We start from the raw sequence: 21,306 nt of genomic DNA, 5'->3' as shown, positions 1-21,306 counted from the left end.
GCACGACGGTGACCCCGGTCCACTGTCACCCCGGTCCACTGTGACCCCGGTCCGGATCACCCGGCCCGTCCGGCGTTCGAGGACGAGGCCCGTTCGGGTTCAGGACCGACGCGGGGGTCCGGGGGCGGCGGCCCCCGGCAGGCGGCCGCACCGGCACCGGCACCCATCCCGTACGCGGTACCTTCGACCCGGGGACAAACGGCCAAACCCCCGGAGGGACTTCGTGGGGATCGAGAGCGACCAGGTCGTCTACGCATACCTGAGCCGCGTCGGCGACGTGGCCCAGCAACGCCAGCTGCCGTCGTCCGCGCGGATGCGCCTGGTGACGGAGCTGCGCAACGAGATCGACCGGCACCGGGCGAAGACGACGGTGGACAGTCCCGCCGCGGTCCGCCGCATCCTGGACCGCCTCGGCACCCCGGACGAGGTCGTCGCGGCCGCGGGCGGCACCGCCGGGGTTCCCGAGGCGCCGCCCGCCGCGGTGCCCGTACAGCGGGACGTCGAGGACGGCGCGCGGCCCAGGACACCGAAAGGGCTGCGCCGGGTCGTACCGCGGCAGCGTCCGGCCGAGCCGGACCCGGCCCCGCCCTCGCGTGGCCCGGCCCCGCCGCATCTGGCGGGCGCGGACGAACTCGGCGACAGTGCCACGCAGCCGGACTGGTGGCGGGTGGACAGCGGCCCCTTCGGGGCGGGTGACAGCGTGCCGGGCTTCGTCGGCGGGGTGGAGATCCCCGAACTGCTCAGGCAGCCGCCGAGCCTGGAGAAGGCGCCGGCGAAGGAGACCGGGCCCGCCGTGAGGGACGCCGGGGCCGCCACAGCCGCCGCGGACCCCGCCGTACCCGCGGACGCCGTACCCGCGGACCCCGCCGTACCCGCGGAGCCCGCCGCCCCCGCCCGGCGCCGCGGGCTCCCGCTGCCCCGCCTGGCCGCAGGCTGGACCAACCCGCTGCTGCTGCTGGCCGCCGCCGCCCTCGTGGCCGGGGCGGTCCTGGGCAACCCGTTCGTCCTGCTCCTGGGCTGGCTCGTCGCGTACGGCTCCCGCCGGCTCACCCCGGCGGAGACCAAGTGGGCCGTGCTGGGCATGCCGGGCCTGGCGCTCGCGGCCGGCGTGGTCTGGCTGTGGGGCCGCAACGAGGGCCGCTGGGGCGCCCCCATCGCCCAGGGTCATATGAACGACGCCCTGGCCGGGACCTGGCCGTGGGTGGTGCGCGGCGCGGCCGTGGCCTCGGCGCTGTTCCTGGTCTGGCGTTCGCAGCGACGGTGACGGGCGACGCCGACGGTTGCGCGGCTCACAGTCCGGGCGGGCCCGGGTGCCGTACCGCCTGGGCACAATGGCCCCTATGACCTCACTCCCGCTGACCGTCGGTTTCGACCTGGACATGACCCTGATCGACTCCCGCCCCGGCATCCGCGCCTGCATGCGGGCCCTGGCGGAGCGGACGGGGACGTACATCGACGCCGACCTGGTGGTCACCCGGCTGGGGCCGCCCCTCGCCGACGAGCTGGTCAACTGGTTCCCGGCCGAGCGGGTGGCGGCGGTGAGCGAGCTGTACCGGGAGATGTACCCGACGATCGCCATCGCCGCGACGCCCGCGCTGCCGGGTGCCCGCGAGGCGATCGACGCGGTGCGGGAGGCCGGCGGCCGGACGGTCGTGGTCACCGCCAAGTACGGGCCGAACGCCGAGCTGCACCTCGCCCACCTCGGGATCGAGCCCGACGCGGTCGTCGGTGACCTGTGGGCCGAGCAGAAGGCGCGGGCGCTGCGCGAGCACGGCGCGGGCGTCTATGTCGGCGACCACGTGGGTGACGTGCGCGGGGCACGCACGGCGGGAGCCCTGTCCGTGGCCGTGGCGACCGGGCCGTGCGACGCGCAGGAGCTGCGCGCGGCGGGCGCGGACGTGGTCCTCACCGACCTGACCGAACTCCCGGCCTGGCTCGCGGATCACCGGGCGGCGGCCTGAGGGAGTGGCTCAGAACCGTGCTCCGGCGTCCGCGCCGTTGCCGGTACGCAGGAAGGTGGAGGACGGGATGGCGCCCGCGGCCGTCCTGGCGCCGGTGATCGTGCTCGGGTCGGTGCTGGCCGGCGACCAGGTGCCGCCGGTGTTCCAGGAGTTGCCGCTGCCGGTGGACTTCGAGCCCAGCGAGGCGTCGGTGCCGTCGGCCACCGCCAGGTTCTTCGTCAGCGTGCTGGAGGAGCGGCTGAAGTCGAACCCGGTCCTGGCGTTCTTCCACGCCGTGCAGTGGTCGATCGTCATCGTGCCCGGGTTGTTGTTGTCGACGAAGCCGCCGGCCGAGTTGCCCCAGGCCGTGCTGTTGCGCACGGTGTGGCCGGCGGCCACGCCGTTGCCGCCCCTCTTGAACCCGTTGCCGTCGCCCTGGTGGTCGGGCAGGTTCCACCGGTTGAACCCGTTGCCCCAGGCGAGGGTGTTGCCGACGAGGACCGGCGAGTCGTCGAACATGCAGAAGTCCAGGCCGTCGTCGGAGTCGTCCCACAGCCGGGCGCCGCGCACCACGGTGAACATGTGCGGGCGGGCCGCTCAGCGGGACGCGGCCTCCCGCGCCTGGCGCCGCCCCGCCGCGATCGACCGCAACACGCCGGCGCCCGCGACCAGGAAGCCGACGCCCATCAGCATGCACAGGCCGTACATGTACGGGGGAAAAGGCTTCGCGCCGAAGAACAGCGGGGCCACGGTGACGAGAGTGGCCACGGCGCCGAGGAAGAACACGACGGCACCGGCGCGGATGAGTCCGTCACCGGGTGCGGCGGAATTCGTTTGGGTTTTGTCACGCACCCGACCAGGGTAGTTCCCAGCGCGAAGGAACAACCGGGCGACGTCTTGTCAGCCGCTCCAAGACCATTAGCCTTGGTACCGGCGGGTCATGGTCGACCCGCCCCAGTGCTATCAAGAGCCGTTCCAGAACTGTTTCCAGAAGCAGTTTTCCGACGATACGAGGACGAGGACAGACATGCCCACCGGCAAGGTCAAGTGGTTCAACGGCGAGAAGGGCTTCGGCTTTCTCTCCCGCGACGACGGCGGCGACGTCTTCGTCCATTCCTCGGTCCTCCCCGCCGGAGTCGACGCGCTCAAGCCTGGGCAGCGGGTGGAGTTCGGTGTCGTCGCCGGTCAGCGCGGCGACCAGGCGCTCTCCGTCATCCTGTTGGACCCCACACCCTCGGTCGCGGCCGCGCAGCGCAAGAAGCCGGACGAGCTTGCCTCCATCGTGCAGGACCTGACGACCCTTCTCGAGAACATCACTCCGATGCTCGAGAAGGGCCGCTACCCCGAGAAGGCCTCCGGCAAGAAGATCGCCGGCCTGCTGCGGGCGGTCGCCGACCAGCTGGACGTGTGACCCGCCCGGTCAGGGAAACGAGAGCGCGTCGGGCCCGAGGGGCGGTACCAGCCCCTCGGCCGCGGCGCGGGTGAGCAGACCCCGCACCGCGGCGTACCCGTCGTCGCCGAGGTCCGAGGTGAACTCGTTGACGTACAGCCCGATGTGCTGGTCGGCGACGGCCGGGTCCATCTCCTGGGCGTGCTCCATGACGTACGGCCGGGAGGCCTCGGGGTCGTCCCAGGCCGCGTGCACGGATGTACGGACCGACTCGGCGAGCAGCCGCAGCGTGTCCGCGCCCAGCGAGCGCTTGGCGATGATCGCGCCCAGCGGGATCGGCAGCCCGGTGGTGTCCTCCCAGTGCTCGCCCATGTCGGCGAGCCTGTGCAGCCCGTAGTTCCGGTACGTGAAGCGCGCCTCGTGGATGACGAGCCCCGCGTCGACCTTCCCGTCCCGCACGGCCGGCATGATCTCGTGGAACGGCATGACCACGATCTCGCCGACCCCGCCGGGCAGCGTGTCCGCCGCCCACAGCCGGAACAGCAGGTAGGCGGTCGACTTCTCGCTCGGCACCGCGACCGTGCCCCCCGTGAGTCCCCCACTGCCGAAAGCGTGGGAGGTGCCCCCGGCCCCCGCCTCCCGCGTCAGCACCAGCGGCCCGCAGCCCCGGCCCAGCGCGCCGCCGCACGGCAGCAGCGCGTACGTGTCGAGGACGTACGGCAGTACCGCGTACGACACCTTCAGCACGTCGAACTCACCGCGCTCGGCCATGCCGTTGGTGAGGTCGATGTCCGCGAGGGTGACGTCGAGGGCGGGCGCGCCCGGGACCCGGCCGTGGGCGAGGGCGTCGAAGACGAAGGTGTCGTTGGGGCAGGGCGAGTACGCGATCCGCAGCGCCTCGGGCTCAGCGTGGGCAGTCATACCTGTTTCCAACTCTCCAGTACGGGCGCGAGCTTCCCGAATCCCTCGGTCAGGGCCGCCAGGGCGTCGCCGATGCGCCAGGCGGCGCGGTCGCGCGGGCCGACGGGATTGGAGACCGCGCGGATCTCCAGCACGGGCGTGCCGTGCGCGGCGGCCGCCTCGGCGACCCCGAAGCCCTCCATGGCCTCGGCGAGGGCACGGGGGTGGCGGGTGCGCAGCTCGGCGGCGCGGGCCGCGGTTCCGGTCACGGTCGAGACGGTGAGGACGGTTCCGGCGAGCGCGCCGGCCGTCCTGGTCACCTCTCGTACGAGTGATTCTGGCGGACGGTGGGTGACGGTCCCGAAGCCCAGCCCGGTGACCGGAACAAACCCCTCCGGTGTCTCGGCGCCCAGGTCCGCGACGGTGATCTCGTCGGCGACGACGAGGGAGCCGAGGGGCGCTGCGGGCAGGAAGCCGCCGGCGATCCCGGCGGAGACGACCAGGCCGTAGGGGGTGCCGCGCAGCGCGGCGGTGGTGAGGGCGGTCGCGGTGGAGGCGGCGGCGAGCGCGGGGCCCACCCCGGCGGCGACGACGTCGGCACCGGGAAACGCCCGGGCCACCGCGTCCCGTTCGGCGGGTACCGCGGTGGCCACCAGGATCCGGAGGCCGGCTGTGGACGACGTGGTCAGGAGTCCTTCTTCAGCTTGAAGGACCACAGGCCCTTCACCGTCTTGTCGCCCTCCTTGACGGACACCAGGGTCGAGTTGCCCTGGGCGCCGTACTGGGCGTTGAAGAACACGCTGCCCGGGATGGTGCGGTACGTCTTCTTGCTGGAGTCGGTCAGGGGCTGGCCGTTCATCAGGATCGTCCAGCCGCTGTCCGCGATCTCCGGGTCGACGCCGAACCGCACCGTCTCGTCCGGGTCCACCTTGATCGACTTGATGCCGGTGTCCTTCAGGCACTTCGTCAGCGACGCCGTGTCGAGGGCGTCGCCGTCGTTGTAGCAGGTGGCCTCGGAACTCACCGAGCTGGTGCCGACGGTGATCGTCGACATCGGCGTCGGCTTGTCGCAGGCCGACAACAGAAGCAGTCCGGCGGAAACGGCGCCGGCGGCGGCGACGGCGCGGCGTCGCACAACAACGGAGTGCAGCGTGGTCATGCCCGAAGGCTATCTGGCGCCTCCACGCCGCTCCCCACGCGGGGTACGGCGTGCCCGGTTCGTTACGCCACTCGCGGTCGCCCCCGTCCGCCGTGCCGTGCCGAGCCCAGCAGACCGCGCACCGTGGCCAGCCAGCCCGCGGCGACGAAGGCGGCGCCCACCGCGAGCCCCAGCGTGCCGTTGAGCGGCATCACGATGCCCACCGCCCCGCCGAACACCCAGGCCATCTGCAGCAGCGTCTCCGACCGGGCGAACGCCGAGGTGCGCACCAGCTCCGGCACGTCCCGCTGGATCAGCGCGTCCAGGCTCAGCTTGGCCAGCGCCTGCGCGAACCCGGCGACCGCGGCCAGGCAGGCCACCAGGAACGCGCCGAAGAACACCGCCGCGACGACCGCCGCTCCGAGCACCACCGCCACCACCGTCACGATGATGATCTCCGGCGCCCGGGACCTGAGCCACGCCCCGACCGCCGTACCCAGCGCGTTGCCCGTGCCGGCGGCCACGCCCACTATCCCCATCGACACCGCCGCGCTCTCGCCGGTCAGCGGGTGCTCACGCAGCAGGAAGGCGAGGAAGAAGATCAGGAAGCCGGTCAGGCAGCGCAGGGCGGCGTTGGCGCCGAGCGCGTGGGTGACGGCCGGCCCGACCGTGCGCAGCCCCGGCCGCTTGAGCCGTTCCTCCCGGTGCGGGCCGTGCAGATGGCGTTCGTCGGCGGCGAGCAGCGCGATGTCCTCGCCCTTGGCCGAGTCGACCTTCGCGGGCAGCGAGAAGGACAGGAACGATCCGGCCATGAAGATCACGAAGGCGCCGTAGAGCGGCCAGGGGGAGCCGATGGCCTGGAGTCCCGCCCCGGCGGGCGCGGCGACACCCGTGGCCAGCAGCCCGCCCAGGGTCACCCGCGAGTTCGCCTTCACCAGCGAGAACTTGGGCGGCAGCAGCCGGGGCACCACGGCGCTGCGCACGACCCCGTACGCCTTGGACGCGACCAGCACCCCGAGCGCCGCCGGATACAGCTCCAGGCTGCCGCTGGCCGCGGCCCCCGAGATGATCAGCGCGAGCAGGGCCCGGGCGAGCATGGTGCCGGCCATCGCCGCCCGGCGGCCGTGCGGCAGCTTGTCGAGGAGCGGGCCGATCACCGGCGCGAGGACCGTGAACGGGGCCATGGTGATGGCCAGGTAGAGCGCGACACGCCCCCGGGCCTCGTCGGTGGGCACCGAGAAGAACACCGTCGAGGCGAGCGCGACGGTGATCATGACGTCGCCCGCGCCGTTGACCGCGTGCAGCTCGATCAGCTTGCCGAGGCCGGACTCGCCGGCGCCGTGCGCGTGCGTCGCCCTGCGGATGCCGCGGGCGGTGCCGGTCACGGGGAAGTGCAGGGCACGACCGATCGCGCGGGCGGCCCCGCGCACCGGGCCCGCACCGCCACCTCGACTACTCCCCCCGGTGCCACCGGTTCCGGTGACGCCCTGGGGCGGCCTCGTGGCTGCCACGCCGTTCATAGTGCCCCGAGACGGGCGTCGATAGTGCGGTTTGCAGCCGAGCGAGTCGGGCGGACAGGCCGGAAACAGCCGCCGACGCTCCTCGGAACACCGCCGGGAAGCGGCGAACCACTCCGTCGGTGTAGGCCCAGCGCCGGTGACCGGGTAGCGTGCGTATCTCAGCCATCCCGCAGAATGGATGGCAGAGGTGCGCCCGAGCGCGATCGGACGCGGACGTCGATGCGGCCCACAGGTCCGCTCCGTCCGTTCCACCGCCTTCAGCCGGTGCACCCGTGAGACGGCGTAGGAGAGAAGCGATACCTGTGAGCGCAGCGACCACGCGAAGCCGCACCCCCGACCGCCTGTGCGCCGAGGCAATCGACCTCGCCCGTGCCGCAGCCGAGGAGGCGGCCGCGCCAGGCGTCGTCGGCGAGCACGTGGGCCTGGTCGTCGAGGGCGACCGCGTCGTCACGCACTTCTTCGAGTGCAAGGAGCTCGGGTACCGGGGCTGGCGCTGGGCGGCCACCGTGGCCCGCGCGTCCCGCGCGAAGATCGTGACGCTCGACGAGGTGGTCCTCCTCCCCGGCCCCGACGCCCTCCTCGCCCCCGAGTGGGTGCCGTGGAGCGAACGCCTGCGCCCCGGCGACATGGGCCCCGGCGACCTGCTGCCCACCGAGGCGGAGGACCTCCGCCTCGAGCCCGGCTACACCGGCGAGGAGCAGCTGCCGTCGAACTCCCCGGTCTCCGAGGAGATGGCGGAACTCGCCGAGGCCGAGGACGCCGAGGTCACCCCCGGCGCCCCCGCCGCACAGCCGGTGGTCCCCGCCCGCGGCACGATCGCCGCGGTGGCGGAGGAACTGGGCCTGCGCCGCGCCCGGGTCCTGTCCCGCTACGGTCTGCACATCGCCGCCGACCGCTGGGACGAGGCCTTCGGCGCCAAGACCCCCATGGCCCAGGCGGCCCCCGCCTCCTGCGCCAGCTGCGGCTTCCTGGTCCCCGTCGGCGGCTCCCTCGGCCAGGCCTTCGGCGTGTGCGCCAACGAGTTCTCCCCGGCCGACGGCCGTGTGGTCTCCCTGGCCTACGGCTGCGGCGGCCACTCCGAGGCCGCGGTCATGCCCAAGGCGCCCCAGCCGGCACCTCCGGTGATCGACGAGACGAGAGTGGACCCCTTCCCGCTGCGCCCGGCGCCGGATTCCGGTTCGGTACCGGTGACGGGGGACGAGGAGACGGCGGAGCTGGGGCACTCGTAAGTCACGGCGGGCCCGGCGAGCCGCCCCGCCGTGCGGGCGGCTCAGCACCCCGGGCAGGTGATCTGCACCACGTGGACCCGCTCGCTGCGGACGACGACCCGGTACGTGAACATGCCGCCCGGGACGATGATGTCGCCGCCCCTCGGGTCGATCCCCTCATGGGCCCGGCCGTGCACAGGGAGGGCTTCGGCGGCCTCGCGCCCCGTCAGCCGCTCCGCGTTCCACCCCGGTGCCCTCCCGTCGAGGCCGAGCTGATGCCCGGCCTTCGATCCGGCCGGGACCACGAGCCCTTCTTCACCGTGCTCAGCCAGACCTTCAGCCGGGTACCCGCGCTCGAAGACCCCTGGTCGAAGATCGTGGAGGTGCAGCGGGACCTGGCGACGGAGGGCGACCAGTCCTCGGGCCGTGCGGTCGGGCCATGGGGAGCCGAGCTGCCCGCGCGAGAGCCGCCACACCGCGGAGGTGTCGGCAAGATGGCTCACAGACCTGCCCGTTCCCGTTCCGCGAGGGCGTCGAAGTCCCGGAAGGCGGCAGCGTCCTCCTGGAGCCGGCGCAGGGCCCGTGCCCGGTCGTCGGCACTGATCGCGGACCCTGTGGTCAGCGCGCGGTCGATGGTTTCCCGTTGGGGCTTCGTACCGAGCTGTCGCTGGGCGAAGGCCGGCGTGTCGTCGTCGATGTCGACCGGCGTCCTGGACATGAGGCCTCCCACGGGTCGTTTGCATATATCGCCATCAATGTCCTATCGACCGTCGGCCTCCCACGGGGCACACCGCACGCCGGCCTCGCCGAGCGGTACCTTCGTCGTCACGGCGACGATGAAGAGGTGAACGTGAGCAAGTTCGTGCGGCCCGCGACCGAGGGCGCCGACCCCTTCGGTACCGCCCGCCTCCGCCGCGGGGTTCTCGACGCCTGGGCCACCAGCCCGGCTCGCTTCCGCGAGGACGCCAACGCCGAGGAGGACCTGGTCCTCGGCGGCTACCGGGACCGTCTGGTCGTCGAGCTGGCCCAGAACGCCGCCGACGCCGCGGCCCGCGCCCACGTGCCCGGCCGTCTCCGCCTCACCCTCCGCGACGGCGTGCTGGTCGCCGCCAACACCGGCGCCCCCCTGGACGCGGCCGGCGTCGAGTCGCTCTCCACCCTCCGCGCCTCCGCCAAACGCGAGGCGGAGGAGGGCCGGTCCACGGTCGGCCGCTTCGGCGTCGGCTTCGCCGCCGTGCTCGCCGTCACCGACGAGCCCGCGGTCGTCGGCCGGCACGGCGGCATCCGCTGGTCCCTCCCCGAGGCCCGGGAACTCGCCGTGGACACCGCCCGCCACAGCCCCGGCCTGGGTGACGAGATCCGCCGCCGGGACGGACACGTACCGCTGCTGCGCCTGCCGTTCGCCGCCGAGGGCAGTGCCCCGGACCCGTACGACACCGTCGTCATCCTGCCGCTGCGCGACGCGGCCGCCGCCGACCTCGCCGAGCGCCTCCTGCACGCCGTCGACGACGCGCTGCTCCTCGCCCTGCCCGGCCTGGAGGAAGTGGTCGTCGAGATCGGCGACGACACCCCCCGCACCTTGCGCCGCCGCACGGAGGGCACGCACACGGTCGTCACGGACTCCCGGGACGGCACGACCCGCTGGCGCACGGCCGCCGCGCACGGTCCCCTCACCCCGGACCTGCTCGCCGACCGCCCGGTCGAGGAGCGGCTGCGCCCGCACTGGTCGGTCACCTGGGCCGTGCCCGACCCCGACGGCACCCCGGCCCGTCCCCGCACCACGCCCGTCCTGCACGCCCCCACCCCGAGCGACGAGCCCCTCGGCGTGCCCGCCCTGCTCATCGCCTCCTTCCCGCTGGACACCACCCGCCGGCACGCGGCCCCCGGCCCGCTGACCGACTTCCTGGTGCAGCGCGCGGCGGACGCGTATGTGGAACTCCTGGCCGGCTGGCGCCCGGTGACCGAGGGCATCATCGACCTCGTGCCCGGCCCGCTCGGCAAGGGCGAGCTCGACGGCGCCCTGCGCCAGGCGATCATCGACCGTCTCCCGCGCACGCCCTTCCTGCCCCCGGCCGCGCCCCCGAAGCACTCCGCCGAGGGCGCGGGCAGCGCGGATCACGAGGTCGCCGCCGCACTCCCGGAGTCCCTGCGCCCCCGGGACGCGGAGATCGTCGAGGGCGCCGGCGCCGACACCGTCCGGGTCCTCGCCGAGGTGCTGCCCACGCTCCTGCCCGCCGGCCTGGAACGCCGCGTCGAGCTGCGCACGCTGGGCGTCGCCCGCCTCCCGCTCGCCGACGCCATCGACCGGCTGGCCGGTCTGGAGAAGTCCCCCGCGTGGTGGTGGCGGCTGTACGACAGCCTGGCCGGCGTCGACCCCGACCGGCTCTCCGGGCTGCCCGTGCCCCTCGCCGGGGGCACCTCCCAGGCTTTCGGCACCGGGGGAGGCCGGACGACCATCGGCCCCCGCCAGGTCCTGCTGCCCACCCCGGACGCGGTCGCCGTCGACCCGGAGGTGCTGGGCCGGCTCGGCCTGAAGGTCGCCCACCCGGACGCCGCCCACCCGCTGCTGGAGAAGCTCGGCGCGCTGCCCGCGACCCCGCGTGCCGTCCTGACCACCCCGCAGGTACGGGCCGCCGTCGCCGCCTCCCTGGACGACGAGGGAACGATGGGCTGGGAGGAGGACGGTCTCGACGCTGAGGAGCTGGCCGACGCCGTCCTCGCCCTGGTCCGCGACGCGGGTCTCGCGCCCGGCGACGAGCCGTGGCTGGGCGCCCTCGCCCTGCCCGACGAGGACGGTGAACTCGCCCCCGCCGGCGAACTCGTCCTCCCGGGCAGCCCCTTCGCCCAGGTCATCCGCGAGGGCGAACTCGCTGCCGTGGAAGTTGAGTTGGCGGAGAAGTGGGGCGAGCAGCCGCTGGCCGCCTGCGGCGTGCTGGCCGACTTCGCCCTCGTACGGGCCACGGACGTCGTCCTCGACCCGGACGAACTTGAGCCCCGCGAGGGCGACTTCGCCGAACCGGACGACGCCGGCCTGCTGGACGCCGTCGACGTGTGGTGCGAGGACATCCTCGACCGCTTCCCCGACACCCCCGTCCCCCCGGTCGCCACCGAACTCGTCGCCGTCCGCGACCTCGACCTGGTCGACGACGACCAGTGGCCGCAGGCGCTCGCCCTGCTCGCCCGCCCGCCGCTGCGCGACGCGCTCGTCCAGCCGGTGCGGATCCTGCTCCCGGACGGCACCCACGAGGTCGTGCGGCCGTACACGGCGTGGTGGCTGCGCGGGCACCCGGTCCTCGACGGCCGCCGCCCGGCCGGTCTGCTCGCGGCCGGCGGCGACTCGCTGCTGCGCGGCCTGTACGAGGAGGCGGACGCCACCGGCTTCGGGGACGAGCAGGTCCTCAAGGCCCTCGGCGTGCGCACGTCCGTCGCCGCCCTGCTCGACGAGCCCGGCGGCGCCGCCGAACTGCTCGACCGCCTCGCCGACCCGGAGCGACCGGTCACGCCCGCCCAGCTGCACGGCCTGTACAGCGCGCTGGCCGACCTCGACCCCGAACAGGTCACCCTGCCCGACGAGCTGCGGGCCGTCGTCGACGGACGGGTGGAGGTGGTGGACGCCGGCGCCGCCGTCGTCGTCGACTCGCCCGACCTGCTGCCCTTCACCACGGGCGTCCCGCTGCTGCCGGTACGGCCCACGCGGGCCGCCGAGCTGGCCGAGCTGTTCCAGGTGCGGCGGCTGAGCGAATCGGTGACCGGGGAGGTGGACTCCGAGGGCGCCGAGCACGACGTACCCGAGCCGGTGCGGGTGCTGCTGGGACCGCGCACCCCGGACACCTACGTCGAGCACGACGAACTCGTGGTGGACGGCGTGGAGATCGACTGGCGCCTGACCGGCGACGGCGTCCTGCACGCCGCCACCCTCGAGGGCGTCGCCGCCGGCCTCGCCTGGGCCGCCGGCCAGTGGCCGCGCCGCTTCGAGGTCGCGGCGCTCCTGGAGGACCCCTCACGCACGGAGGAACTGGCCCGGGACCGCTGGTTCGACTGAGGGTTCGCGGAACGCCCACACTCTTTTCGAATCTCGTACAACCATTCCCACGCGTCACACGTCTGGTCTGTAGAGCCAACAGGCTCCACAGACCACTCGGGCCTCTCGAGTGACGGGGACCGCGCAGCGCGGCCGTCGCCGGGGCCCACTCCATGCAGGGGAACGCATGCGTATTCGAGCCGCTGTGGCCGTCGTCTCCGGTGCCCTGGCGCTGTCCGCCTTCGCGGTGCCGGCTGCCCAGGCGGACGAGGTCCAGGGGGACACGAAGATCTCCAACGTCGTGGTGAACGGCGGCAAGGCCGTCGTCGTCAGCGCGACCGGGAGCAAGACCTTCACCGTCTCCTTCACCGTCACCGACGACTCGGGCGTGAACTGGGCCGAGGCGATCCTGTACCACGGCGCGAACATCGACGACTCCGACAGCGGTGCCGTCGCGAACACCGACGACTACCGCTCCACCTGCACCAAGGTCAACGCCACGACCTCGAACTGCAAGGCGAGCTACACCATCGACCCGGGCTACAACGCCTCCCTCAACAAGCTGGCCGGCAGCTGGAAGGTGTGGGCGATCGCCACCGGCAAGGACGCCGACCACGTCCAGAAGGACAACGCCAAGACCTTCCAGGTCCAGCGCCTGTCCAAGCTGACGGCCAACGCCGCGCCGGAGCCGGTGAAGAAGGGCAAGACCATCACGGTCACCGGCAAGCTCACCCGCGCCAACTGGGAGACCGGCACGTACGGGGGCTATGCCTCCCAGCCGGTGAAGCTCCAGTTCCGCAAGAAGGGCTCCAGCACCTACACCACGCTGAAGACCGTCAAGACGGACTCCAAGGGCAACCTGAAGACCACGACCACCGCGTCGGCCGACGGCTACTACCGCTACAGCTTCGCGGGCACCTCGACCACCCCGGCGGTCAGCGCCACGGGTGACTACATCGACGTGCAGTAACCCCGCACCGAGCAGGCAGGCAGGACGGTCTCGGCCCGGGTGTGCTTCGGTGCGCGCCCGGGCCGGGTCATGTAGGCGGGCCGGACCTTCCGGATCTGCTCATCGGCTTGCAATACAAGCCAAAAAACTATCGATTCTCGCCATCTCGCGTACAACCAGTGGGAGTGGGCGCGGGTCTGATCACCGAGTCAACAGACTCCATGATCACTTGGGCCCCGTGCCCACCTTTCTCCACTTGGGGAACGCACATGCGTATTCGTGCCACCGTGGCCGCCGCCTCCGGCGCCCTGGCCCTCTCCGCCTTCGCCGTGCCGACCGCGCACGCCGACGCCTCCTCCTACCGCGCGGAGGCCGCCGCCGCCGTCTCGCACGCCGCTTCCGGCAAGACGGCGTTCACCGCCACCACGGCCGCGGACCTGGACGTCACCTTCTCGAACTTCAAGGTCGCCAAGGCGATCAAGGTCGGCACCACCAACCACGTCGCCACCACGGTCACCTACACGCTGACCCACGGCGCCGACGTCGACATCACCTCCGAGGACTTCGCCAACGGCCCCTTCCTCTACAAGGGCTCCTCCGACGCCCCGGACAACGTGCTCTTCGGCGACGACCCGGCGACCTGCACCGCGACCTCGGCGACCACCGCCGACTGCAAGGGCAACATCGACATCTACCCGGGCCCGGACGACGAGGAGCTGTGGAACTCGGACGCCGGCACCTGGCACGGCGGCGCCCTGGCCCTCAACTACACCACCGAGGACACCGCCGCCCAGTTCGGCCTCGGCACCACCCTGGTGCAGCGCTACTCGAAGCTGACGGTCAACGCCTCGCCGGAGCCGGTGAAGAAGGGCAAGACCATCACGGTCACCGGCAAGCTCACCCGTGCCAACTGGGAGGACCACAAGTACCACGGCTACACCAACCAGTCCGTCACGCTCCAGTTCCGCAAGAAGGGCTCCAGCACCTACACCACGCTGAAGACCGTCAAGACGGACTCCACGGGCAGCCTGAAGACCACGACCACCGCGTCGGCCGACGGCTACTTCCGGTACAGCTTCGCGGGCACCTCGACCACCCCGGCGGTCAACGCCGCGGGTGACTACGTCGACGTGCAGTAAGCGGCAAGCGGCAAGCGGCAAGCGGCAAGCGGCAAGCGGCAAGCGGCAGGACCAGGCAGGACCAGGCAGGACCAGCAGGACTAGGCAGGAAAGCGGCGGTCGACCCACTTCCACAGGAACTCCAGGGCGACCGCCGCCACCGCCGAGACGGCGACCGCCGTCCAGGGCATCGTGAGGCCCACCAGCCTGAGGGCGAAGAAGGTCTGCAGCGCGGGAACGACCAGGACGCAGACGAACGCCACGCCCATCGAGACCACCAGGGCCACCCGCCACCAGGTGTAGGGGCGGGCGATGATCGCCAGGACCCACATGGAGATCAGGAAGAGGGTCAGGGTGGCCGCGCTGGTCTCCGCCTCCAGGGAGCCGGCGCCGGTGTAGTGGTGCCGGGCGACGAGGTACATCACGAAGGTCGCCACCCCCGCCACCAATCCGCCCGGCACCGCGTACCGCATCACACGCCGTACGAAGTGCGGGCGGGCGCGCTCCTTGTTCGGCGCGAGGGCGAGGAAGAAGGCCGGGACACCGATGGTGAGGGTGGACAGCAGGGTCAGGTGCCGCGGGAGGAAGGGGTACTGGACGCCCCAGCACACCACCAGGACGGCCAGCAGCACCGAGTAGACCGTCTTGACCAGGAACAGGGACGCGACCCGGGTGATGTTCCCGATGACCCGCCGGCCCTCCGCGACCACCGACGGCAGCGTGGCGAAGCTGTTGTCCAGCAGCACGATCTGCGCCACCGCGCGGGTCGCCTCGGAGCCCGATCCCATCGACACGCCGATGTCGGCGTCCTTCAGGGCCAGTACGTCGTTCACGCCGTCGCCGGTCATCGCGACCGTGTGCCCGTTCGACTGGAGCGCGCCGACCATCTCCCGCTTCTGCTGCGGGGTGACCCGGCCGAAGACGGTCGCCCCGTCCAGCGCGTGCGCCATCTCCTGCCGCTCGGCGGGCAGCCGGCGCGCGTCGACCGCCGTGCCGTCGAGCCCGAGCTTGGCGGCGACGGCGCCCACCGAGACCGCGTTGTCACCCGAGATGACCTTGGCGCGGACGTCCTGGTCGGCGAAGTAGCGCAGGGTGTCGGCGGCATCGGGCCGCAGCCGCTGCTCCAGTACGACGAGGGCGGCGGGCGAGGCCTCCGCGGTGACATCGGGGGCGTCCAGGTCGTCCCGGGCCGCGCGGGCCAGCAGCAGCACGCGCAGCCCCTGCTCGTTGAGCCGCTCGGTCTCGGCCAGCGCCGGATCGCCGGCCGGCAGCAGCACATCGGGCGCGCCGAGCAGCCAGGCGCTGGTCTCGCCGTCGCCCTCGCTGAACCTGGCGCCGCTGTACTTGCGGACGGAGGAGAAGGGCAGCGACTCCACGCAGCGCCACTCCTCGCTGTCCGGGTAGGCGTCGATGATCGCGCGGAGCGAGGCGTTGGGACGCGGGTCGGACTCGCCGAGCGCACCGAGCACCCGCCGTACGTAGTCCTCGTCGTACCCGTCGAGGGCACGCAGCTCCGTGACGTCCATGCCGCCCTCGGTGAGCGTGCCCGTCTTGTCCAGGCAGACGGTGTCCACGCGGGCGAGGCCCTCGATGGCGGGGAGCTCCTGCACGAGGCACTGCTTGCGGCCGAGCCGGATGACGCCGATCGCGAAGGCGACCGAGGTGAGGAGCACCAGGCCCTCCGGGACCATCGGGACGATGCCGCCGACGGTCCGGGCGACCGAGTCCTTCAACGCGTGCCGCTCGGCCACGAGCTGGCTGATGACGAGGCCGACGGCGGTCGGGAGCATCATCCAGGTGACGTACTTGAGGATGGTCGAGATGCCGGAGCGCAGCTCGGAGTGGACCAGCGTGAAGCGGGAGGCCTCCTCGGCGAGCTGCGCGGCGTAGGCCTCGCGGCCGACCTTCGTCGCCCGGAAGGCGCCGCCGCCCGCGACGACGAAACTGCCGGACATGACGTGGTCGCCGGGCGCCTTGACGACGGGGTCGGCCTCGCCGGTGAGGAGCGACTCGTCGATCTCCAGGCCGTCGGCCTCGACGCACTCGCCGTCCACGACGACCCTGTCGCCGGGCCCGATCTCGATGAGATCGCCGAGCACGATCTCGGACGTCCGCACCTCGGTCGAGACGCCGTCACGGCGCACGGTCGGTCTGACCTCGCCGATGACGGCCAGCGAGTCCAGCGTCTGCTTCGCGCGCCACTCCTGGAGGATGCCGATGCCGGTGTTGGCGAGGATGACGAACCCGAAGAAGCTGTCCTGGATCGGCGCGACGAACAGCATGACCAGCCAGAGCACGCCGATGATGGCGTTGAAGCGGGTGAAGACGTTCGCGCGGACGATCTCGCCGAGGGACCGGCTGCTGCGCACGGGGACGTCGTTGACCTCACCGCGCGCGGTGCGTTCGGCCACCTCGGCCCGGGTCAGCCCGCCGGCCCCGGCCGACATGCGCAGTCGGGCATCGGCCGCGTCGATGTGCGTCATGTCTCCGACGGTACGGGTACGCAGCCCCGGCTGCCCCCGGGTTCCCCACGACGCCCGCCAGCTGGTCGGTTTCCCCGGAAACCGTGCGACCGGCTCGCAGCGCACGGTGATCGCGCAGACAGCCGCAGCGGTGTTCCAGCGGTGTTCGGCGGCACCCATTCGGTGATGTTCTTCTACATCCAGGCCGCGACCGCACTGATCCTCATCCTGGCGGCCAACACCGCCTTCAACGGTTTCCCGCTGCTGTCGGCGATCCTGGCCGAGCACCGCTACCTGCCCCGGCGGCTGTACACCCGCGGGGACCGGCTGGCGTTCTCCAACGGCATCAGACCACCTACCTGCGGGTACACCTCGCCAACCTCCGCCGCAAGCTCGAACCCGAGCCCTCCAAGCCCCGCTACCTCATCACCGAGCCCGGTATCGGCTACCGCTTCACTCCCGACATCCCCGACTGACTCCCCTCACACCCGGGTGCAGGCAGCGCAGTCTCCGCCGGGGTCCGGGGCGGAGCCCCGGGCGTCAAGGACGGGCGGGTGGGGGAACCTCCGCCGCCCGCTTGATCGCCGCGTCGCGCCGCCGCACGTACCACACCCCGATGAGCCCGAGTCCGCCCCCGGCCAGACAGGTCCAGATCCACCAGGCATGGCCATGGTCGGCGTACCAGCCGTAGAAAGGGAGCTGGGCGAGGAAGAGGACGAACCAGACGATCGTGCCGCCGGTGACCGTGGCGACCACGGGGCCTTCCAGCGGCTCCGGGGCCTCGTGCTTGGGGGTCCACTTCTCCATGCGCACAGCTTACGAGGCGATCAGGTCTACGCGCGGAGATAGCGCCAACCGGGTTATATGTTCATACTGAAACAGTTTGTGTCTGGCAGCTTATGTTCGTAGGAACCACCAATCGGGCCAGGGGAATGCCCGCCGGTGAAGGAAAGGTCACGCATGTCCACCTCGGCCCCTGCCCCGGAGCAGTCGGGCAACGCGCCCGCCCACGGCGCGCTCGACCGCTTCTTCAGGATCTCGGAGCGCGGCAGCACGCTGCCGCGCGAGGTCCGCGGCGGTTTCGCCACCTTCTTCGCGATGGCGTACATCATCGTGCTGAACCCGATCATCCTCGGCAGCGCGAAGGACGTGTACGGCCATCAGCTCGACCACGGGCAGCTGGTCACGGCCACCGCCGTCACCGCCGCCTTCACGACCCTGCTCATGGGCGTCATCGGCAACGTGCCGATCGCCCTCGCGGCCGGTCTCGGCGTCAACTCGGTCGTCGCCCTCCAGCTCGCGCCCCGCATGTCCTGGCCGGACGCGATGGGCATGGTCGTCCTCGCCGGGTTCGTCGTCATGCTGCTCGTCGCCACCGGCCTGCGCGAGCGCGTGATGAACGCGGTGCCCTACAGCCTGCGCAAGGCGATCTCCATCGGTATCGGCCTGTTCATCATGTTGATCGGCCTCGTCGACTCCGGCTTCGTCAGCCGTATCCCGGACGTCGCCCAGACCACCGTCCCGCTCCAGCTCGGCGGCGACGGTCACCTCAACGGCTGGCCGGTGCTGGTCTTCATCCTGGGCACCCTGCTCACCCTCGCGCTGATCGTGCGCAAGGTCTCCGGGGCGATCCTGATCTCCATCGTGTCGATGACCGTGCTGGGCCTGGTCGTCGACACGGTCGCGCACGTGCCCAGCTGGGGCCTCACCACCCCGAAGTGGCCGGGCAACCCGCTCGCCACCCCCGACTTCGGGCTCATCGGCCAGGTCAGCCTCTTCGGCGGCTTCGGCAAGGTCGGCGTGCTGACCGGCGTCCTGTTCGTCTTCACCGTGCTGCTGTCCTGCTTCTTCGACGCCATGGGCACGATCATGGGCGTCAGCGACGAGGCCAAGCTCACGGACGCGCAGGGCCAGATGCCCGGCATCAACAAGGTGCTGTTCGTGGACGGCATCGCCGTCGCCGCCGGTGGCGCCAGCTCCTCCTCGGCCACCACCTGCTTCGTGGAGTCCACCGCCGGTGTCGGCGAGGGCGCCCGCACCGGCTTCGCCAACATCGTCACCGGCGCGCTGTTCGCCGTCTCCCTGTTCCTGACCCCGGTCGCCACGATGGTCCCGTCCCAGGCGGCCACCCCGGCGCTGATCGCGGTCGGCTTCCTGATCCTGGCCGGCTCCGTCAGGGAGATCGACTGGACCGACTACACCCTCGCCATGCCGGCCTTCGTGACGATGGTGATGATGCCGTTCACCTACTCCATCACCAACGGCATCGGCATGGGCTTCATCACCTTCGTGGTACTGCGCCTGGCGGCCGGCCGCGGCCGGGAGATCCCCGTACCGATGTACGTCGTCTCCGCCGTCTTCGCCTTCTACTACCTGATGCCGGCCCTCGGCCTCACCTGAGCGGCCTTCCCGCCGCCCGCCCCCGGGGCACGTGCCCCCATCGGTCACGTGCCCCCATCGGTCACGTGACCCCGTAGAACCTCTCCGTCTCCTCGACAGCGGTCTGGAACCGCTCGTCGAAGTCGTTCCGAATGAGCGTCCGGACCACATAGTCCTGGACGCTCATTCCTCTTCTGGCGGCGTGCTGACGGAGCCGTTCGAGCAGCTCGTGGTCTATGCGCAGGCTGAGCACACTGGTCCCCATGTGGACGAGGGTCCCCGCGCCCTTCGGCGCGTTACGTCACGTTCCGCACCAGGATCACCCGAATGAGTGATATTGGCTTGCAGTGGCCAGCGTCACGGCGTCAGTTCGCGCCCCCGGTGGTCTTTAGCGAGAGTAATGAGTTACGCTAAAGAACATGCCGGACCTAACCCATGGCGACGACGCTGCCGCCGTGAACGCACTGCGCTCCGCCGTGATGCGACTCTCCCGTCGCCTCAAGCACCAGCGCGTCGACGAGTCGCTCAGCCCCACCGAGATGTCGGTGCTGGGCACCCTTTCCAACTGCGGCAGCGCCACCCCGGGCGAACTCGCCCGCAAGGAGCACGTGCAGCCGCCCTCGATGACCCGCATCGTGGCCCTGCTCGAGGCCAAGGAACTGGTCCGCCTGGAACCGCACCCCGAGGACCGGCGCCAGAAGGTCGTCACCAAGACCGAACAGGCCGAGACGATGCTCGAGGAGAGCCGTCGCAAGCGCAACGCCTTCCTGGCCGGCCTGGTCGACGGCCTCGACGAGGACGAGTGGGCCAAGCTGCGCGCCGCCGCCCCCGTGCTGGAGAAACTCGCACACCTCTGAGTACCGGGCCCCACCGCCGAGTGCGGCCGGTACCCGGCACCCCGTACCCCTCGCAAGGAGGCGAACCCTGTTGAGTTCGGGACCCGGAGCAGCTTCCGCCCCCGCGCCGACCACCCACGACTCCCCGCCCGCGCCCCGGCGCAGATCCTCGATGTTCAGCTCGCTGAAGATCCGGAACTACCGCCTCTTCTTCCTCGGCCAGGTCGTCTCCAACACCGGCACCTGGATGCAGCGCATCGCCCAGGACTGGCTCGTCCTCAGCCTCACCGGCTCCTCCGCGGCCGTCGGCATCACCACGGCCCTGCAGTTCCTGCCGATGCTGCTCTTCGGCCTGTACGGCGGCGTCCTCGTCGACCGCCTGCCCAAGCGCCCCGCACTGCTGGTCACCCAGGCGTCGATGGCCCTCACCGGCCTGGCGCTCGCCGCGCTCACCCTCACCGGCCACGTCCAGGTCTGGCACGTCTACCTCGCCGCCTTCGCCGTCGGCCTCGCCACGGTCGTCGACAACCCGGCCCGCCAGTCCTTCGTCTCCGAGATGGTCGGCCCCGAGCAGCTGCAGAACGCGGTCAGCCTGAACTCGGCCAACTTCCAGTCCGCCCGGCTGGTCGGCCCCGCCGTCGCGGGCGTCATGATCACCGGTGTCGGCACCGGCTGGGCCTTCCTCTTCAACGGCCTCTCGTTCGTCGCGCCCATCGCCGGTCTGCTGCTGATGCGCGCCCGAGAGCTGCACGTCGTCGAGCGGACGCCGAGGGGGAAGGGCCAGCTCCGCGAGGGCCTGCGCTATGTCGCCGGCCGCCCGGACCTCGTCTGGCCGATCGTCCTGGTCGGCTTCATCGGCACCTTCGGCTTCAACTTCCCCGTCTGGCTCTCCGCCTACGCCGACGACGTGTTCCATTCCGGCGCCGGCGCCTACAGCCTCTTCAACACCCTCATGGCGGTCGGCTCCCTGGTCGGCGCCCTGCTCGCCGCCCGGCGCGGCACGGCCCGGCTGCGGGTGCTGATCGCGGCCGCCGCGGCCTTCGGCGCACTGGAGACCGTGGCCGCGCTGGCCCCTTCGTACTGGCTGTTCGCGCTGCTCATGGTCCCGATCGGGATCTTCGGCCTGACGGTCAACGTCACCGCGAACACCGCCGTCCAGATGGCCACCGACCCGGCCATGCGCGGCCGGGTGATGGCCCTGTTCATGATGGTCTTCATGGGCGGTACGCCGCTGGGCGCCCCGGTCGTCGGCTGGGTCACCGACACCTACGGCGCCCGCATCGGCTTCGCCCTCGGCGGCGTCGTCTCGGCCGCCGCCGCCGTCACCGTCGGCCTGGTCCTGGCCCGCATCGGCGGCCTGCGCCTGTCGGTGGGCTGGCACCACGGCCACCCGCGGGTCCGGTTCGTACCGCGCGAGCGGGAGCGGCTGGCGACCGCGGCCTGAG

21 protein-coding genes and 2 pseudogenes are annotated in these 21,306 nt (G+C 72.1%); 12 read left to right on the top strand and 11 right to left on the bottom strand.

The genetic code is table 11. The features are described from left to right. The first annotated feature begins 223 nt into the window (after window positions 1-223). Together ABZX30_RS02050 and ABZX30_RS02045 are read left to right on the top strand one after the other, a co-directional pair. Entirely contained in the window at window positions 224-1,264 is a 1,041-nt protein-coding gene (locus ABZX30_RS02050) for a hypothetical protein (protein ID WP_355927632.1), read from the top strand. Between the two features lie 67 nt (window positions 1,265-1,331). Then, complete coding sequence (locus ABZX30_RS02045; RefSeq protein WP_355927629.1) at window positions 1,332-1,961, top strand: HAD family hydrolase; 630 nt, start codon at window positions 1,332-1,334, stop codon at window positions 1,959-1,961. 9 nt (window positions 1,962-1,970) lie between these two features. Here the strand turns inward: ABZX30_RS02045 and ABZX30_RS02040 are convergent, their stop codons facing one another. Beyond that, window positions 1,971-2,522 carry a hypothetical protein gene (locus ABZX30_RS02040; protein ID WP_355927626.1) on the bottom strand — a complete coding sequence of 184 codons (552 nt, stop codon included), beginning with the start codon at window positions 2,520-2,522 and terminating at the stop codon, window positions 1,971-1,973. A 15-nt stretch (window positions 2,523-2,537) separates the two neighbouring features. After that, complete coding sequence (locus ABZX30_RS02035) at window positions 2,538-2,792, bottom strand: hypothetical protein (protein WP_355927623.1); 255 nt, start codon at window positions 2,790-2,792, stop codon at window positions 2,538-2,540. 175 nt (window positions 2,793-2,967) lie between these two features. Here ABZX30_RS02035 and ABZX30_RS02030 point away from each other — a divergent pair, with 175 nt between their 5' ends. Next, window positions 2,968-3,351: a cold-shock protein gene (locus ABZX30_RS02030; protein WP_355927620.1), complete on the top strand. Its 384-nt coding sequence runs from the start codon at window positions 2,968-2,970 to the stop codon at window positions 3,349-3,351. 9 nt (window positions 3,352-3,360) lie between these two features. Here the strand turns inward: ABZX30_RS02030 and ABZX30_RS02025 are convergent, their stop codons facing one another. From ABZX30_RS02025 to ABZX30_RS02010, 4 genes are all read right to left on the bottom strand, one after another. Further along, window positions 3,361-4,251, bottom strand: a complete 891-nt coding sequence (locus ABZX30_RS02025) for a 1,4-dihydroxy-6-naphthoate synthase (protein WP_355927618.1) — start codon at window positions 4,249-4,251, stop codon at window positions 3,361-3,363. Further along, on the bottom strand, window positions 4,248-4,946 hold the full coding sequence (locus tag ABZX30_RS02020; protein ID WP_355927616.1) for a futalosine hydrolase: 699 nt from the start codon (window positions 4,944-4,946) through the stop codon (window positions 4,248-4,250). The genes ABZX30_RS02025 and ABZX30_RS02020 overlap by 4 nt, the downstream gene beginning before the upstream one ends. Beyond that, complete coding sequence (locus ABZX30_RS02015) at window positions 4,916-5,389, bottom strand: DUF2771 domain-containing protein (protein ID WP_355927613.1); 474 nt, start codon at window positions 5,387-5,389, stop codon at window positions 4,916-4,918. Before ABZX30_RS02015 ends, ABZX30_RS02020 begins: the two co-directional genes overlap by 31 nt. Before the next feature lie 62 nt (window positions 5,390-5,451). Continuing rightward, entirely contained in the window at window positions 5,452-6,879 is a 1,428-nt protein-coding gene (locus ABZX30_RS02010) for an MFS transporter (protein WP_355927611.1), read from the bottom strand. Between the two features lie 311 nt (window positions 6,880-7,190). Between ABZX30_RS02010 and ABZX30_RS02005 the strand changes: the two genes are divergently transcribed. Next, a complete protein-coding gene (locus ABZX30_RS02005; protein ID WP_355927608.1) occupies window positions 7,191-8,117 on the top strand; it encodes a DUF3027 domain-containing protein in 927 nt (308 codons plus the stop codon). 41 nt (window positions 8,118-8,158) lie between these two features. Here the strand turns inward: ABZX30_RS02005 and ABZX30_RS02000 are convergent, their stop codons facing one another. After that, window positions 8,159-8,599, bottom strand: a complete 441-nt coding sequence (locus tag ABZX30_RS02000) for a hypothetical protein (protein WP_355927605.1) — start codon at window positions 8,597-8,599, stop codon at window positions 8,159-8,161. Next, a complete protein-coding gene (locus ABZX30_RS01995; RefSeq protein ID WP_355927603.1) occupies window positions 8,596-8,814 on the bottom strand; it encodes a DUF2191 domain-containing protein in 219 nt (72 codons plus the stop codon). The genes ABZX30_RS02000 and ABZX30_RS01995 overlap by 4 nt, the downstream gene beginning before the upstream one ends. Before the next feature lie 132 nt (window positions 8,815-8,946). Between ABZX30_RS01995 and ABZX30_RS01990 the strand changes: the two genes are divergently transcribed. The 3 genes from ABZX30_RS01990 to ABZX30_RS01980 all read left to right on the top strand — a co-directional run bounded on the left by ABZX30_RS01990 (window position 8,947) and on the right by ABZX30_RS01980 (window position 14,205). After that, entirely contained in the window at window positions 8,947-12,138 is a 3,192-nt protein-coding gene (locus ABZX30_RS01990; protein ID WP_355927600.1) for a molecular chaperone Hsp90, read from the top strand. A 166-nt stretch (window positions 12,139-12,304) separates the two neighbouring features. Next, window positions 12,305-13,087 carry a calcium-binding protein gene (locus ABZX30_RS01985; RefSeq protein WP_355927598.1) on the top strand — a complete coding sequence of 261 codons (783 nt, stop codon included), beginning with the start codon at window positions 12,305-12,307 and terminating at the stop codon, window positions 13,085-13,087. Between the two features lie 248 nt (window positions 13,088-13,335). Further along, entirely contained in the window at window positions 13,336-14,205 is an 870-nt protein-coding gene (locus ABZX30_RS01980) for a hypothetical protein (protein WP_355927595.1), read from the top strand. 80 nt (window positions 14,206-14,285) lie between these two features. On the opposite strand, the gene ABZX30_RS01975 is transcribed toward ABZX30_RS01980, so the two are convergent. Continuing rightward, a complete protein-coding gene (locus ABZX30_RS01975) occupies window positions 14,286-16,667 on the bottom strand; it encodes an HAD-IC family P-type ATPase (RefSeq protein ID WP_355927593.1) in 2,382 nt (793 codons plus the stop codon). A 94-nt stretch (window positions 16,668-16,761) separates the two neighbouring features. On the opposite strand from ABZX30_RS01975, the pseudogene ABZX30_RS01970 reads away from it, so the two are divergent. Further along, window positions 16,762-16,994 (top strand): annotated as a pseudogene (locus tag ABZX30_RS01970) (DNA-binding protein); the annotation flags it as partial. Next, window positions 16,994-17,122: pseudogene (locus ABZX30_RS01965) on the top strand (winged helix-turn-helix domain-containing protein); the annotation flags it as partial. The pseudogenes ABZX30_RS01970 and ABZX30_RS01965, both read left to right, overlap by 1 nt. A 64-nt stretch (window positions 17,123-17,186) precedes the next feature. On the opposite strand, the gene ABZX30_RS01960 reads toward ABZX30_RS01965, so the two are convergent. After that, window positions 17,187-17,453, bottom strand: coding sequence for a DUF2530 domain-containing protein (locus ABZX30_RS01960; RefSeq protein ID WP_355927592.1), 267 nt, complete (start codon window positions 17,451-17,453; stop codon window positions 17,187-17,189). A 153-nt stretch (window positions 17,454-17,606) separates the two neighbouring features. On the opposite strand from ABZX30_RS01960, the gene ABZX30_RS01955 reads away from it, so the two are divergent. Beyond that, window positions 17,607-19,046, top strand: coding sequence for an NCS2 family permease (locus ABZX30_RS01955; protein ID WP_355927589.1), 1,440 nt, complete (start codon window positions 17,607-17,609; stop codon window positions 19,044-19,046). 61 nt (window positions 19,047-19,107) lie between these two features. Here ABZX30_RS01955 and ABZX30_RS01950 read toward each other — a convergent pair whose 3' ends face one another. Then, complete coding sequence (locus tag ABZX30_RS01950) at window positions 19,108-19,290, bottom strand: ribbon-helix-helix protein, CopG family (protein WP_355927587.1); 183 nt, start codon at window positions 19,288-19,290, stop codon at window positions 19,108-19,110. Window positions 19,291-19,444: 154 nt separating this feature from the next. On the opposite strand from ABZX30_RS01950, the gene ABZX30_RS01945 reads away from it, so the two are divergent. Continuing rightward, window positions 19,445-19,882 carry a MarR family transcriptional regulator gene (locus ABZX30_RS01945; protein ID WP_355927584.1) on the top strand — a complete coding sequence of 146 codons (438 nt, stop codon included), beginning with the start codon at window positions 19,445-19,447 and terminating at the stop codon, window positions 19,880-19,882. A 70-nt stretch (window positions 19,883-19,952) separates the two neighbouring features. Then, a complete protein-coding gene (locus tag ABZX30_RS01940) occupies window positions 19,953-21,305 on the top strand; it encodes an MFS transporter (RefSeq protein WP_355927582.1) in 1,353 nt (450 codons plus the stop codon). The last annotated feature ends 1 nt before the right edge of the window (window position 21,306 follow it).

This window comes from Streptomyces sp. NPDC004542, from assembly GCF_040610035.1.
Lineage (GTDB): Bacteria > Actinomycetota > Actinomycetes > Streptomycetales > Streptomycetaceae > Streptomyces.
Note: the sequence above shows the minus strand (reverse complement) of the source record. Positions and strands in the feature narration are given on the sequence as shown.

What these genes read in the sequence shown, in the direction of transcription:
- ABZX30_RS01955 (WP_355927589.1), top strand. Translation starts at nt 17,607, where the DNA reads ATGTCCACCTCGGCCCCTGCCCCGGAGCAGTCGGGCAACGCGCCCGCC.
- ABZX30_RS02025 (WP_355927618.1), bottom strand. Translation starts at nt 4,251, where the DNA reads ATGACTGCCCACGCTGAGCCCGAGGCGCTGCGGATCGCGTACTCGCCC.
- ABZX30_RS02045 (WP_355927629.1), top strand. Translation starts at nt 1,332, where the DNA reads ATGGCCCCTATGACCTCACTCCCGCTGACCGTCGGTTTCGACCTGGAC.
- ABZX30_RS02040 (WP_355927626.1), bottom strand. Translation starts at nt 2,522, where the DNA reads ATGTTCACCGTGGTGCGCGGCGCCCGGCTGTGGGACGACTCCGACGAC.
- ABZX30_RS02015 (WP_355927613.1), bottom strand. Translation starts at nt 5,389, where the DNA reads ATGACCACGCTGCACTCCGTTGTTGTGCGACGCCGCGCCGTCGCCGCC.
- ABZX30_RS01975 (WP_355927593.1), bottom strand. Translation starts at nt 16,667, where the DNA reads ATGACGCACATCGACGCGGCCGATGCCCGACTGCGCATGTCGGCCGGG.
- ABZX30_RS01995 (WP_355927603.1), bottom strand. Translation starts at nt 8,814, where the DNA reads ATGTCCAGGACGCCGGTCGACATCGACGACGACACGCCGGCCTTCGCC.
- ABZX30_RS01985 (WP_355927598.1), top strand. Translation starts at nt 12,305, where the DNA reads ATGCGTATTCGAGCCGCTGTGGCCGTCGTCTCCGGTGCCCTGGCGCTG.
- ABZX30_RS01945 (WP_355927584.1), top strand. Translation starts at nt 19,445, where the DNA reads ATGCCGGACCTAACCCATGGCGACGACGCTGCCGCCGTGAACGCACTG.
- ABZX30_RS01960 (WP_355927592.1), bottom strand. Translation starts at nt 17,453, where the DNA reads ATGGAGAAGTGGACCCCCAAGCACGAGGCCCCGGAGCCGCTGGAAGGC.
- ABZX30_RS01980 (WP_355927595.1), top strand. Translation starts at nt 13,336, where the DNA reads ATGCGTATTCGTGCCACCGTGGCCGCCGCCTCCGGCGCCCTGGCCCTC.
- ABZX30_RS01950 (WP_355927587.1), bottom strand. Translation starts at nt 19,290, where the DNA reads ATGGGGACCAGTGTGCTCAGCCTGCGCATAGACCACGAGCTGCTCGAA.
- ABZX30_RS02030 (WP_355927620.1), top strand. Translation starts at nt 2,968, where the DNA reads ATGCCCACCGGCAAGGTCAAGTGGTTCAACGGCGAGAAGGGCTTCGGC.